Source organism: Spirosoma areae (assembly GCF_054781775.1).
In genome coordinates this window covers 103,815-117,450 of sequence record NZ_BAAGTT010000001.1, presented here as the reverse complement: position 1 = coordinate 117,450, position 13,636 = coordinate 103,815, and the positions used below count along the sequence as shown (strand labels likewise).

13 protein-coding genes and 6 tRNA genes are annotated in these 13,636 nt (G+C 48.7%); 5 read left to right on the top strand and 14 right to left on the bottom strand.

The window, feature by feature from the left end:
• Positions 1-245: 245 nt before the first annotated feature.
• The 4 genes from ACYVI1_RS00570 to ACYVI1_RS00555 all read left to right on the top strand — a co-directional run bounded on the left by ACYVI1_RS00570 (position 246) and on the right by ACYVI1_RS00555 (position 4,117).
• Positions 246-1,229, top strand: a complete 984-nt coding sequence (locus tag ACYVI1_RS00570) for an HIRAN domain-containing protein (protein WP_460905454.1) — start codon at positions 246-248, stop codon at positions 1,227-1,229.
• A 342-nt stretch (positions 1,230-1,571) separates the two neighbouring features.
• Complete coding sequence (locus ACYVI1_RS00565; RefSeq protein WP_460905451.1) at positions 1,572-1,916, top strand: hypothetical protein; 345 nt, start codon at positions 1,572-1,574, stop codon at positions 1,914-1,916.
• 1,172 nt (positions 1,917-3,088) lie between these two features.
• Positions 3,089-3,688, top strand: a complete 600-nt coding sequence (locus ACYVI1_RS00560; RefSeq protein ID WP_460905448.1) for a hypothetical protein — start codon at positions 3,089-3,091, stop codon at positions 3,686-3,688.
• A 12-nt stretch (positions 3,689-3,700) separates the two neighbouring features.
• Positions 3,701-4,117: a globin family protein gene (locus ACYVI1_RS00555; protein ID WP_460905445.1), complete on the top strand. Its 417-nt coding sequence runs from the start codon at positions 3,701-3,703 to the stop codon at positions 4,115-4,117.
• Between the two features lie 24 nt (positions 4,118-4,141).
• On the opposite strand, the gene ACYVI1_RS00550 is transcribed toward ACYVI1_RS00555, so the two are convergent.
• The 14 genes from ACYVI1_RS00550 to ACYVI1_RS00485 form a co-directional block, all read right to left on the bottom strand.
• On the bottom strand, positions 4,142-4,336 hold the full coding sequence (locus ACYVI1_RS00550; RefSeq protein WP_460905442.1) for a hypothetical protein: 195 nt from the start codon (positions 4,334-4,336) through the stop codon (positions 4,142-4,144).
• 155 nt (positions 4,337-4,491) lie between these two features.
• Positions 4,492-4,565, bottom strand: a tRNA-Asn gene (locus tag ACYVI1_RS00545).
• Between the two features lie 2 nt (positions 4,566-4,567).
• Positions 4,568-4,653 (bottom strand) — tRNA-Gln (locus ACYVI1_RS00540).
• Between the two features lie 142 nt (positions 4,654-4,795).
• Positions 4,796-4,868 (bottom strand) — tRNA-Phe (locus tag ACYVI1_RS00535).
• Positions 4,869-4,870: 2 nt separating this feature from the next.
• Positions 4,871-4,948 (bottom strand) — tRNA-Lys (locus tag ACYVI1_RS00530).
• A 79-nt stretch (positions 4,949-5,027) separates the two neighbouring features.
• A tRNA-OTHER gene (locus tag ACYVI1_RS00525) sits at positions 5,028-5,109 on the bottom strand.
• 6 nt (positions 5,110-5,115) lie between these two features.
• Positions 5,116-5,187: transfer RNA gene (locus tag ACYVI1_RS00520), tRNA-Pro, on the bottom strand.
• 306 nt (positions 5,188-5,493) lie between these two features.
• Positions 5,494-5,742, bottom strand: coding sequence for a hypothetical protein (locus tag ACYVI1_RS00515; RefSeq protein WP_460905439.1), 249 nt, complete (start codon positions 5,740-5,742; stop codon positions 5,494-5,496).
• Positions 5,743-5,745: 3 nt separating this feature from the next.
• Positions 5,746-7,044: a hypothetical protein gene (locus ACYVI1_RS00510; RefSeq protein WP_460905437.1), complete on the bottom strand. Its 1,299-nt coding sequence runs from the start codon at positions 7,042-7,044 to the stop codon at positions 5,746-5,748.
• Positions 7,045-7,048: 4 nt separating this feature from the next.
• Positions 7,049-8,881 carry an NUMOD4 domain-containing protein gene (locus ACYVI1_RS00505; RefSeq protein ID WP_460905435.1) on the bottom strand — a complete coding sequence of 611 codons (1,833 nt, stop codon included), beginning with the start codon at positions 8,879-8,881 and terminating at the stop codon, positions 7,049-7,051.
• Positions 8,882-8,987: 106 nt separating this feature from the next.
• Entirely contained in the window at positions 8,988-9,176 is a 189-nt protein-coding gene (locus ACYVI1_RS00500) for a hypothetical protein (protein WP_460905433.1), read from the bottom strand.
• The gene (locus tag ACYVI1_RS00495; protein ID WP_460905430.1) at positions 9,157-10,389 is read right to left on the bottom strand and encodes a hypothetical protein; all 1,233 of its coding nucleotides are present in this window, start codon (positions 10,387-10,389) and stop codon (positions 9,157-9,159) included. Before ACYVI1_RS00495 ends, ACYVI1_RS00500 begins: the two co-directional genes overlap by 20 nt.
• 8 nt (positions 10,390-10,397) lie before the next feature.
• Positions 10,398-11,210 carry an NUMOD4 domain-containing protein gene (locus tag ACYVI1_RS00490; protein ID WP_460905428.1) on the bottom strand — a complete coding sequence of 271 codons (813 nt, stop codon included), beginning with the start codon at positions 11,208-11,210 and terminating at the stop codon, positions 10,398-10,400.
• 584 nt (positions 11,211-11,794) lie between these two features.
• Positions 11,795-12,466, bottom strand: coding sequence for a hypothetical protein (locus tag ACYVI1_RS00485; RefSeq protein WP_460905426.1), 672 nt, complete (start codon positions 12,464-12,466; stop codon positions 11,795-11,797).
• A 790-nt stretch (positions 12,467-13,256) separates the two neighbouring features.
• Here ACYVI1_RS00485 and ACYVI1_RS00480 point away from each other — a divergent pair.
• Positions 13,257-13,496: a hypothetical protein gene (locus tag ACYVI1_RS00480; protein WP_460905424.1), complete on the top strand. Its 240-nt coding sequence runs from the start codon at positions 13,257-13,259 to the stop codon at positions 13,494-13,496.
• Positions 13,497-13,636: the final 140 nt, after the last annotated feature.

The following is a 13,636-nucleotide window of genomic DNA, read 5'->3' as shown; positions in this document are numbered from 1 at the left end:
AAACGTAACAACCTTTGTTAATTGAAAAAAACGCTGAACCTAGCAGAATCAGCGTTTTTCCATTCACTTTCTAAAAATTTGATATATCTGCGGTGAAACGAATGTAAACGGTTTGCCAGCCTACCAATCGGCATACTGAACACCTCTTTAAGCACCTGGCTATTCCACCTAAGCATTCAGCCATTTTTCGACCGCTTAGTAAGTTGCAATAGAGTAATCACAATACTTGATACTCTTTGCTCAACATGAAGCCATACACGACCTATATAGCAGGTATTAAGTTTAATCAAGGCATGGATATAATTCCCAGCCTGCCAACTGGCACATCCCTGCACTTAGTCCGAGAGCCGAATAATCCGTATGACCCCAATGCGGTAGCGGTTTATTATGGTGAATATATTCTTGGGCACATCCCATCTCTTTATGTAAGCAAAACAGCCACTGTTTTTGATGAAGGTGGCCGTGTTTGTGCAGAGATTATTAGGACTGGTGTAGAAAAGAATGTACCTACGGCTCACATTCGAGTGTTTGAATGTGATTTAGAAGACACAGATTTGTCAGTAACGGCGCCTGTAGAAAGTCCTCTTCAAATTCAGCCGCCCCCCGAACCCGAACCAATCACCACCTATGCAGATGAACCATCAAAAAGCAATTGGTGGAAATGGGCGTTAGGTGGCTTTGCTGGCTTAATTATCATTTCACTTCTAACGAAGAGTAAAGAAAATCTGGCTGCTATAGATAAAGAACCCGTTCCCAAAACTGTATCCGTTCCTTTGCCTGTCCATGAACTACTCAAACAGGATGGAGCCAGTAACGGTCGTTTTGTCAATCTGTGGTTTTACGTCAACGACTTAGGACGGGACACAGCTCAAATAAAGCAGGTAGCAATAGCATTGATTAATGAATATTGCGATGATAAAACCTGCAATCAGGTCTATTTCTGGCGTGACAAAAAAGCCTTTGAACTTTTGGAATACAAGCGTGAACAGTTCAGAATTGATAACTACGACTACGATAAAAACAAATGGCTGCGGGCTGAATCGAAATGGAAAGACAAGAACTGGAAATTTGTCTGCGAAAACTTAGCCGCAAATTATGACAACAACGGCGGAGAATTAATGTATGAGCCATATTTAGATTCAGACTATAGGCAGCACGGCGGTAACAAGAAACGACCCGGCCAATTTTCAACGACACTAACCCTTACTGTGCCAAAATTCCACTTCTGACGCCCGTAAAACGCCTTGCAAAAGGTCGTAAAGCTGTAGGGGATTGAGAACCGTGCTCCTTTCACTTTGCGCTATTAATCCAGGTATGTCAATAGTCACAGGGTGTTAAAATATTATTGAACCGTTTTAAGCTCCCTATATGATATGTGTATCAATACCGCCCTTAGGATAGTTTTGATTGAAAGCCCCTCTTGTCGAAGCAAGTTTAGAAGTAGGTAAAAAAAAAGATGTTTTTACGCCTGCATTTCCTACACATCCTACACGGATTGCTCCCAACCATGATGCGGTGTTTGGTGTTAACCCGTCGGGAATCTCCTACTCATTAGCTCCCTACGTACACTCATGGAAAACCAGGCCGTCAAGCAGGATCTATACCAGGCAATCAGTGAATTCCTTCAACTGGAGCCAACTGCTGAGAATGAAACCATAACCACGCTGTATACAACCATCAAAGTATTTGCCGATGAGCTGCCGGTCTACCCTAACCCTCAAACCCAGGCTCAAGTCAACGCCTACAACCTGGCTCACGGTGAGAGTGAAGCGGACTTGATTTACTTTTCGCCAACGGCAGGGGATAGCTCAGGCTCCATTGGTGAAAGGGGCTCAACACTATCCCGGCTGCAAGCCCGAGCGGTAGAAATTGAGCGGTTACTTCGGGCAGATACTGACAGTAGTGAAGGCAAGTAAGAGGAGGTTTTCAAAACTACCTCTCCTCGTAAATCTTTACGAATTTCCTGTAACTACCTACGATCAGGCAGATTTTGATGCAATGGGCTTTTCTTTTCACCGAATAGTGAAAAACTCAGCAGAGCCGATTTGAAATCAGGACTGTTCTTAATGACCCCAAAAGTGGGTCCATTGAAGGTAGTACCATTTCGGTACACCCTCGGTCGGCAAGGGGTAGGGAGTTTTACTACCCCTTGTCAAAACACCTTAAAAACCCCTGCAAAATCAATCGGCTCATCGTTGAGCCGCGAATTCCGTCCATTCCCAGTGGACGCTATTACATGAGATGTTGTATAGCGTTTGTGTATCACTCTGCTAACGGTAGTAAGCTTTACTACTGTTGGAATCCTGTAATCTGATGAAACATTTTCCCGGATTGTTGGCAGGTACCCTATTTTGCCCCCATTCGGTGAGTAGGTTACCTCTGCACTCCACTCGCTAACCAACGCTGGCAGGTGGCCGACTGCTACGACCTCATCTATCAGTGTGGTTAGTACGATCATTCGCATTATATCCGTGCGTTCACGCAGTTTTTAGGCAAACGACCAACGCTTTACAGTAAAGACAACCACGAACTAGCTCAGTATGCGTTGTGTCCTGAGCGAATGTCGCATTTGTACAATAGTACGCCTAAGGGCTCCCGTAGCTTTGTCGTCGAGAATCACCTCTTTCTTACTAAAAACGATGAAGCAACGCTTAATCCTGCAGAGTCTGCTGGTGCTGGCAATCACAACCAGTTACGCTCAGAAGCTCCGGACCGAGACCGACCGGCCACTACTACGTGCAAGACCAACTTCAACCTGTTCGACAATGCCCAGATAGAAATGTCCAGAACGCGGTGGGATGAGCTGATATACTCGTTTGAAGCTGGTGATGAGATGGAGAGCACCTGGTTCAACAAGGTTGATAGTTCGGTTTAGACCCTCGAACACTGGGTAAAAGAGCGGCCGACTCTTTTCGAATCCAACGGGGTAGATAGCACCCAGGAGCTGCCGGTGTACCAGCCCGAGTAAGGTATTCGCCGAATCACCTGTAAGCAATCGGCACAACTCATTTTCCTCTGCGGCAGACCGGTTCCGACCGGGTTGTCTCTTGTAAAGGTGAATAACGGACGTCAGACGTTCACGACGAAAATGCTCAAACTGCAAACCAAACCACGTACTATTTACAACATGGAAACAATGATGAAAAACGTAGTTACCGCCCTTCTTTTGGGCATCGCATTGGCGGGCGTGGCGCTCGCTCAGGCTCCGTCGCCAGAATCGGCGGGGAAAACAGGCAAGACCCGGATGGCCGTAGTCGAATTCACGCCCGGCCCAAACGCGTCGGGGATGACGGCCGAAGCCAAGCGGCAGCTTCAGGCCAGCATCGCATTCCGGCTTATGAAAACCAACCGGGTTCACGTCGTGGATGTCAGGCACACGAGGGAGGCATCGCAAGCCGATCTGGTAGCGGTGAACGGTGCTTCGACGGCCGCTGCGGTGCGGGTCGGCAAGAAACTCAAGGTCGGTTATGTGCTGACAGGGACGGTCGAAGAATACAACACAAAAGGCTCCGCCACGCTTAAAACCCGGCTCGTGGAGGTAGCCACCGGCAAAGTCAAACACACTGACGAGCTGTCACACCAAAGCCCGAAGGAAATGCGCACTGGCGGAGATGTTGAAATGAAAACGTACGTACTGCTGCCGATAACGCTAAGGCTGGCAGAGACGCTCGCGGCCCAGACACTTTAAAACACCACAACCATGACGTTTCACCAAATTCAACTCGTTAAAGAGTCCTATCAACTGGTAGCCGGTCTACCCGTTGAGACCGTGGGGCAACTCTTCTATGACCGACTGTTCGCCACGGCGCCGGAGGTTCGCCCTTTGTTCAGTCGTACGTCGGTGCCCGAGCAGTCGAAGAAGCTCCTGGCTACGCTCACCTACGTTATTACCCGACTCGACCGGCTCGACAGTGTGGTGACTGACGTACAAGCCCTCGCCCGCCGACACGTACACTACGGCGTTCAGGAACATCATTACGTTCTGGTGGGGCAGGCCCTGCTCTGGACGCTGGAACAAGGGTTGGGCGAAGCCTGGACACCTGAGGTGCAAGCAGCCTGGCAGGCTTGCTACACGCTGCTGTCGGAGATCATGATTAATGCCACCGTAATGGTCTGATCGCCGGCCCATTCCATATCCTACTTAGTAGTTTACCTTTCGATTGTTCTTCCTCAACGAAGCCTGAATAACAGCCCAGGCTTTCACCCGTAACTGCTGGTGAAGTTCCTTATCGCGGGGCACAAACGTTGTGCTGCGGACATTGCCCGTCATCAACTTTAACTGCCAATAGTTGGAATCGGACGTATCGGGTATTGAGGTATAAGTAAGTTGGCTCATGGTCAAAGGTACCCTTTATTCATGGGACACTCACTATATATGAAAGCCCCTAAAGGCCTTTCAGCCTACTACATCGCTAAGTGGGTAAATCTGAAAGGTGGTGTAACGGGTTGTTACTGCCTCACCAGGCCTTTGAATGGCAGATGTACTTTTTAGGTGTTGGGTCGGATTTGAACCGACACTCTTCTATCCAACAAACCGATGCTTTAGGCCGCTAAGCTTCCAACACAGTGCCGGACCTGGAATCGAACCGCAACGGCGGACCGTCAAGCTTTGCTGAGTCAGAGTCAGCCGTACTAACCGCTGTACGGTCCGGCAATATAAATGTCCTGCCAGGGTCCGAACGGCAGCGGCCGGCCGTCTCAACCAACAGTTCCGAAGACTGTGAGGCAATCCATTACACCATAAGGCCATGGCAGAGAGACAGGGAGTCGAACCGCCTTATTCTCCCTGTAGAAGTGGAACCGGTCGGAATCGAACCGACATAACTGCATTTTCAGTGCAGCACCTTGACCAACTTGGTAACAGTTCCAGTGGTGACACCGCTGGGGTTCGAACCCAGGACCCTCTCATTAAAAGTGAGATGCTCTAAGCCTGCTGAGCTACGATGTCATCGAGCCTGGTCTCTGAATCGAACAGAGTCCTACCGTTTTGCAGACGGTTCCCACGCCATATGGGTTACCAGGCCTTGTTGGAACAGAGAGACTCGAACTCCCAGAGCCGAAGCAACTGCCTATAAAGCAGTTCCCCTACCCATTACAGTTTATGTTCCAATTCGGTCGAGATGGCAGGTACTGATCCTGCGGCCCCTTGGTTCCTAACCAAGAATTCTACCATTGAACTACATCTCGAAACAAGAAAAACCCCTGCCAGTGGATACTAACAGGGGTTGAGCTACTTGAAGAAGTCTTTGTATCACTTAGTCAATAGGCACCCACCCCTGCTGTTGGCAGAAGAAATGCTTGGGCTGATATTGACTGCGAAGATTCATGGGGCAAAGATACCTGAAATGAATTGAAACATGCAAGGGCTTTGAGACAAGAAAAATAAAAAGATGTTTTTGAGCCTGCATATCCTACATCGACTGGCCCGATCCAGGTAACAAAACAGCCCCAACGATGGCCGGGGCTGTGGGTATTCTACGGCCGTATCCTAAACTAATTCAGCCGCCGAACATCATTACAGGATTGCGCCGAAAACGCGACCTGGTACTGAGTGATACGGGCTTTGAGCAAGGCAATCTGTTCGCCCTGTGCCACGTTCACCTGATAGAGCATATCCTGCACTTTAAGACCCGAATCACCCATGCCCTTTAGGTTGATGGTCATTTCCCGCAGCAGGACGACCCATTCGCGCAAGGTGTCAATGTCGTTACACTCATACGGATTTACATTGAATAAGGTCATGGCTCAGGAGGCTTTGTAGATTTGAAGGAACGGCTGAGAACGCTCTGGCGTACCACCACTATTACCACCTGTGGCAGGACTGTTGGTAGGGCTGAGAATTTCCTCCAATAGTCTACGGTCGTGATTGACATAGCGGGATAGTTGCTTGGTCGAAGTCCAGCCAGCCGCCAGGCGTATTTGAGCATCGCGGCAACCAGCCGCCACATAACTAAAAATTCCTGAATCGCGGGCGTGGGAAAACGTCAGCCGCTGTTCCAGTTCCGCTTCCTGGCCAATCTCGGCAATCAAGCGGCCTAAATGAACGTTGGAAGCGCGAATGGGTAATTTCTGACCATACTGGTTCCAGATCCGCAAGGCCCGTTCGGAAACTAACGAAAGCAGTTTAATGCCACGCGCTGATTCCTGTTTTTGCCGCGCTTTCTCAAAAATCAGGTGTCCATGCTTTCCCCAGGAGAAATGCTCCTTTTTTACCTGCAGATAATCCGAATAGTGCAGACACAACTCGCGGGCCAGCAGCCAGCCGTCCCGGACGCGCCCTAACTGAGTTGGCAACTCTAAGGCTTCAATCCGAAGTACCTCTTCTTCGGTGACATTGTGCGGTGGCTTTTCGGCCAGCGTCGTAGCCCGGTAGTGACCAACAGCCAGAGGGTCAATAAGTCCCGATAGGGTTGCCCAGTTGCAGACCTCCGTGAGTAGCTTCACGCATTTGGCGGCATAGGCAGCTCCCAACGTGGGTTGCTGACTGAGAAAGTTAGTAAAGGCCTGAATAAACTGACTATCTACTTTGCGAATAACCAGGTTAGGGGTTTGTCTGGCCTTGAGGAACCGACTTAACCACAGCCTACGACGATGATAGGAGTGGTAGGTGCCGTAGCAGATTTGGCCGGGCTTTCGCAGCTCCGCTTTGTCGGGGCCAACGGTGGTTTTTTTGTAGGCCAGAAACTTATCAACCACATCGGACAAGGCCAGCAGAGGCCGGGTCGCATAGGTCATTTCCTCGACAATGCCACCCGGCGTAACCACGTCGCCCCGGTCGTTTATCGTGCGGGCGGCTGAGTGAGCTGAACGCTCCCACAGCACTAATTTTTCATTCAGGTCTTTGGCCGAAAGCGACTGTCCGCGAGCCGTTCGGTTATCCCAATCCTCACGGGTTGCCCGAATCCCGGTGCTACGCGGTTCGGGGTCTTGACCGACCACGTAAATCAGGGCATAGACAATGCCGGGCACAGGCTTTTTTGTCCGCTGTTTGCGGAACTCGAAGCGAATGCGCTGGACTGAGTAGTAAGCGGGTTGGTTAGGCATGACGTTAGGCGGTTTTGTGGAGTTGCTGAAAAGGAGACTGTTCGCGTTGATTGTTCATTCGGAGCATCCCCCGATCGGCCGTAATGGCCGACGTTTTAACGTAGTGTGATTCGGTCATGGCAATACTACTGTGACCCAAAAACCGGCTGATTTCGTGGATGCTGTACCCCTCAAGAAGCCATAAGGCCCCCGCCGTTTTACGGCCTACTTTGGTGGTGAGAGAATAGGGAAAGCCGATTGATTCCCCGATGGCCTTTAGTACATTGTTGGTGTGGTCAAGGCCATAGACGCGGGGGGCGGACTGGCAAAGCAACTCGGTTAGTTTGTCGGTCAGAGGGATATGGCATTCCGATTCATTCTTGCCCCGGTTAATGACAATCTTTCGTCCGCCAATACCCATACATTCGTAGCTGGCCCGATTCTGAACGTAACGAACCGCATCGGGGTAATCCATTCCCGTAAGCACAATCACTTTAAACCAGAATAAGGCTGATTTTGCGGCTTCGGCGGATATTTCCTGACCTTTTTTAATCTGGCTGACCTCAAGCTGCCAGAGTCGTTCTACCTGCTCTGGACTTAGCCAGACCACTGACTTCTTCTTGCCTTTGGGTAAGGATAAGCCAACCAAAGGATTAGATTTTAAGTAGTCCTGTTCGACTAAATAAGCCAGTACCATTCGGATTATGCCGACATCCACGCGGGCCGATACGGGTAGCATTCGCCCGTCCTGCATGAGCCACGAAAAGAAGCGTTTCGCCCATGATTGATTAATTTGCCCCGCTTCTAAATCAGGGGTTCCCTCGTAGGCCAGAAAGTCAATTAGATTAGCCCGTGTATACTCTCGCTTTTTAAGGCTCACTTCACTCAAGGCCAGTTCGGTATCTTTCAGAGAAAGCAGGTATTGATAGTACGCGTCAAACCCCCCAACGATGGAAGCCTTCTGCTTTGCCAGACGCCCCCGTTCGGTTAAGGGGACTTCGCCGGTTAAGTATTCGTGCTTAACGCTTTCAGTCGTTGGTTCAGGCCCGATTTTAGTAAGATACCGTTCTAACTGCAGGCTGTAAACCTCCTTGATTTTTAATTTTATCTTGAGTAGTTCGTCGTTAAAATCGGATACTGCTTGACTTCGCCCAAGCAAGCAACGATTCTTTTTGTCCCATAGCTTAGGGTCAATTGTCAGGATTGAGCCTTGATTGTTAACCAGGGAGTTCATTTTCCGAATGTCGGCAATGGGTAGATCGGGCATCCGAATGCAAAAACCGAAATCCCGTTTCCCGTTTACCGTGATGCGGATTTGCAATGTGGCTGCTTCGCTGCCTGCTTGCCCGTTGGCAATGTCGAACTGAGCCGGGTGGAGTTCGCGGGTAGGTGCATTGTGCTTGCAAAGCCTGAATTGAGTTGAAATAGGCTTCGTTTGCCGCTGTAGCACTTTGCAGGGGGCGTAAATGGGTGCGACGGGTGCGATCGGTCTTTCATCGGCTAATGACCAAAGCAGGTTGCCCACTTCGTTATTAAGCAGGTTGCGGTCAATGTGTATAACGGCGGTGCATCCTATTGGATTCGGCAGAAAGGCCGTTGCAACGGCCTTGTCAATATGGACGCATACTGACTCGCCTACCTTGCTACCCGGTGGCCGAAGGGTAATGTAGGAAGTGCCCGACTCACCAACTTGAGGCCTGATGGTATTGCCACTTTGGAGGCTTCGGATTTCACCCCGATTTGAGACTTCATAACGACCCTCAAAGTCCTGCAAAGGTTTCCAGGCTTCCTTCGCTATCGCGGGTAGGTATCGCCTTGTTCGGGTAGGTATCGCTGGGTGTTCTATAGGGTCGTGCATGCCGACCGTTTTACTCGGTGAATTACTCATAGGGGTTAGCCAGTTAGTTGTTGTTTTGAGAAGAAATAAGGGACCTGTTGCTGGTAGTCTACCTCCTGCTTCCTGGTTAACGTAGTCGGGGAGAGTAGGGCATTGAGGCATTGTCAGGCGTAAGGCGGTAGCGGGCGTATTGAGGGGGTGTCAATCCGGCAAAGGCAGCGGCCAGTAGCTTCCTGACAAACCGGGTACCGGCATCTGGGTTGGCGCTGCTGGCCAGATAAGCCGGAATGAGGGGCCTAATCCTGTTGCTTGCCATCGGAAGCGCTTAGGGATTCAGTGGACGCCTGGGTAAGTGTTGTGGCCGTATTGAGGGGTTCGGCGGAGGGTTCAGTGTTGACCTCTGTAGCTGGCTCCTCTTCTCCCTCGTAGTCATGCGAATAGGTTTCTATAAACTCGCTACGCTCCTGTCTCATGGTGCTCCTGACTGAGTTGTACCAGGTAGCATAATGCGCGGGGTTCCTGGCGTAATCAGCCACTTGACTGTTTTCTTCGGCTGCCTGTGCAAGCTCATCCGAAAGCTCATCGAGTAGCTGTTGAACTATCTCAAAGTCTTTATACTCATTGTAGGCTTCGTCGCTCTGAGCGTTGCGAATTTCAGTCATAGCCTGTTTGAGTCGGTCATTGCGGTACTCTATTAGCGCTCGTTTGAGTACATCAACCTCAGAGCAAAAGCCGATACTATTCAGACTTAGAGTTAAGCTAATCGTGCCCTGCTGTTTGGGAATTGGAGCAAGTAAGGTGCCTGAGTTTCTGGTAGCAATGCGGCCAAGTCCGGTCTCTTTTTCGAGGCTGGCAAGAAGCTTTTCCTGGACGTCCAGGCTTTTCTCCATTTGTTCAATAATCGTTGCCTGCGTAGCCTCAATACGCTTCTGTGCATTAATCGTATGGCATTGCGCGGTTGACATCTGCTGCAAAGTGACAATCCACTTTTGCAACTGCTCAACGTCGGTGTAATTGGCCGGATTATTCATATAAACCTCGTGGGCCTCTGGCTGAAACGGGCTTTCCTCAATATCGCCAGTAACCTTAATGGGTTTGTCGGGCAAGGGGCCTAACACGCTGGTAGCCGCCCGTTCGAATACCTTTTGCAGGCTTATCTCCAGGGCTTTGTAGGCTAGATTAATGTCCAGCCCTGAACCGGGCTTAAAGTACTCATCCGAGGAGTAAAAGGCACGGAAGACCTTACTTAATGCGGACTGTAAGAGTTCATACTTCTCGGTGTCGTGCAGGTGCCGGGTTAGAAAAGCGGGTAGGTTCACATTGACTATCGTTCCATCAGGAGATGGCTCAATGTCGATCGTAAAGTTTTGATCCGGCGAACTGGCCGGGGCATCTGCTGAGGGCTGAGCCTCTGCGGTTGCCGTTTGTGGGTCAGAATTGACCGTTTGTGTGGCTGAGGTTGCCGATAAATCGGGATTTTGAGCCGAATCGGGCATAGTTGTGTCTATGATATGATTGTTGGTTTCCATTGGAGAGATTAGTTAGAGTGTTGTTTTTTACTTCGTGCGTGTACTTGACGTAGAGCGAATACGGTTATGCCGTATTTGGCGACTATATCCTTCGTTTTAAGGCCGTTTGCCTTCCGGTTGATGTAGTCGCTTACAATTGCCTTATTTAACTCTTGGGAGCGCATACATACTCCCAATGTTTTGCGATGGGCAGCCAGTAACCTTTGAACTGTAGCAGGACTAATTCCATACTTTTGGCTGAGTTCCTTAATCGTTGGCCGTGGATCAACTTCAGTGTGGTAGTAATTGCTAACAACCTGCTTGCCTAGCCCTTTCGAGATCTTGGTTTTTCGTTTGCCAACCCCTCCGTTACCATATTTTACCGCATGAGCTGAATTCCCGGCGGGAGTTGTCCACTCAAGATTAGGCCACGTGTTGTTGAGGGGGTCTGAGTCAAGATGATTGACGTAAGGAAGCCCAAGCGGGTTTGGAATGAAAGCAATGGCAACCAACCGGTGAACAACAGCGTATTTCTGTTTGCCGTTAATGCAGAGCCCAACGTGCACGTATCTTTTTTTGTCCGGTGCAAGTTTCATCAGCCTAACCGGTAGCCTAACTAATGATCGAACTTGACCTTTACTCGAAACGTCATACCGGCCTTCATATCCGACAACAGGGCGCCAGATTTCAACGGCTAAATCGACAGGGATTGGGATTTGCCTTCTATAAGGCGGGAGTGTGATACGAGGGCCCTTTTTGACCGCCTGGTGGGTTTTAATGACCGCTCGCTCAATTCCTTTTGCAAAGCTGCCCCTACCCGGATACATTTGTACCGCGTTCATTTAGATGAAAGTTTAAATGTTCGTACTAGGCCCCGTACCGATCATGCTCCCCAGCTTTCGCGGTACGGGGTTGACTGTTTACATCCAATTGTAAGACCTACTTTACCGGGCAGCCTCCTCGGCACTATGCAGTGTTTTAGCCTCAAATCAGAATTGAATAAGCGAATATAGTAACTAAATTTATTCTTTGCAAGTCAAAGCATTACGTTTTAGATCAAAACATTCACTATGCAGCGTAAGAGGCATAAAATAGTTAACTTAAGATTTCCTTAGATTGCCTAGTCTGGCCTGATTGTCCTTCTCAAGTTCAACCTCACGGTTATCGAAAAGTAGTTGAATCGCTCTTTCAACTATCTCACCTCCACTCTCTTTGAATGAGTCGCTTAGGTTCAATAGTTTTTTGTTGATTTCGTCTGAAATGCGGAAGGTACGTGACAGCTTTGCCATGTTTCACAGCGTAATGTTCAGTTAAATGTACTACTAAACGTAATGCTTTGCAAATCGTGTTAATGCTATGAATGTAATAGACACTACAAAATCCTATCTTTGGAAAACAAAAAGCCACACCTGGCGGACTCCATTACTCACCGACCAGTTGTGCCAGGTGGCGGAGAAAGGTATTGTCGCTCTTCCTTTTTTAGGATTTCTTTTAGCCCCCACTCCCCTTCCATAGTCAGCTCCATCAGGCAATGCACAAAGACAAATCCTTTTTTACCCGTGAGTGTCACCTTTACTTCCTCCTGGTTTTTCTTTAGGGATGACAATTTCGTAAGATGAATATTAGGGCCAGTGAATTTACCAATATGGCGTTTGATGTGTTTGTCTTTTTTCAGGATGACAACGGCCGCTTCAAACGCATCCGTTTCCAGGTCTGGATAAAGCGTAAGCACGATCCCTGCCCCAACGGCGGCCATCCTGGTAAGTGTTACCGGTGAAAGCTGCTGATAGAAAGCCTGAGGCTTAACTCCGCATTGATAGCCGATGTTGAAGTCGCGACTGATGCAGGTTGCCCATAGGCTTCTAGCTGGCTCGTCCAGCGATTCTATGGCCTTGAGCATCATAGTAATGTCCTGATCAGGCTCATCTACGCCACTCGATACCGTAAAGTGGGCAGACCACGAACCATCCTGCCCCGGGCTGGGCCCGGCATAATACAGCGCGAACCCTTGGTCAGTCAGCGCGTCGGCAAGCAAGGCCAGGTCGAGTAAGGATCGAAGTTCGAGATCAGTTATTATGTAGCGAATGGAGTGTTTCATGCCAATTATTTAACGTCGTCGACTGGTTGAAGTCCAGCCGCTTTTCTGATTTACTCATTAGTCGTTTATTTCCCTTTGGCAGATAACCTGATCAGATACCGCGTCCGAATGAGTTGAGTGCTACGAACTATTCTCGGCTTAGTGGTTGGGCGTTTGCTTGAGATCGTGCCTACAACGCCGAAAAGCCCTCTTCGGTACTTTCTTAGCTTTACCAGAGGTCACGCTCATTTCGGGGTTATTCAGTCATATGGAGATTACTAGGCTGCTCGCTACGGTCGTGGTTAATGTTGTTTTCAATATATCAAAAGTCAGTTTGTCTTTTTGTACAAACTACAATGTCTTTTTGTACAAACTGATAGTTTGTCTTTTTCGCCAAACCCATATAATGATACATAACCTATTATAGTTACCTTCCTTATTGATACCTACTGACAACGAAGTGAAGGGAGGCGGTCACTTCTTCGCTTCGCTTTGAAGAGGTGGTAGAACAATAACCGCTTAACATTACCCTCAGCACCTACTGGAGGCTGCAAAAAAAGAAGGTGGCGCGAAGTCACCGAAACAGGTAATTAGGTTTTTCTGAATACCTTCATACTAAGCCTATCCACTCCTCTTGTTTTGACCGTTTACTCAAATGGCTGAACCAGCGTTGGAAGTCTCAAAATAGAATTGCTCTTTTACGGATAACTAAAGTATGCGAGTTTGTGATCGCTTCGCTGACAAGCTACTGCTAGCTATAGCCTGACCGAACTTTCTCAATATCAAACATTTAACCTAAACGAATACAAGTATGAAAAATTCTGTTTCCTACGTCCCCCTTCCGACTAAAACCAAAATAAGTAAAGGGGAACTTATTATCCGAAACGAAGAAAACAACGTCGAAACGAAAATTATGGTAAGAAGATTTGACCCAGGCAAACTTGGCTTTGCCTCTTACTGTTGCAACAATTCACTCGCAAATTGTGTGCCTCAAGAGCCTGGACAAAATTGTATAGATGTAGGTCGTGTTTTAGTCTGGAAACTTAAATAAGAACCAGCGACGAGCAAGCGTCCTGAAAGGGCAGTGTTTAGGTAGCCTTGGCGGAACATGTCCGACATCGATCGGTAATTAATCAATAACCAAATACACCTCAACAAACTCAATTTGTTGAGGTGTATTTGGTTATTGAT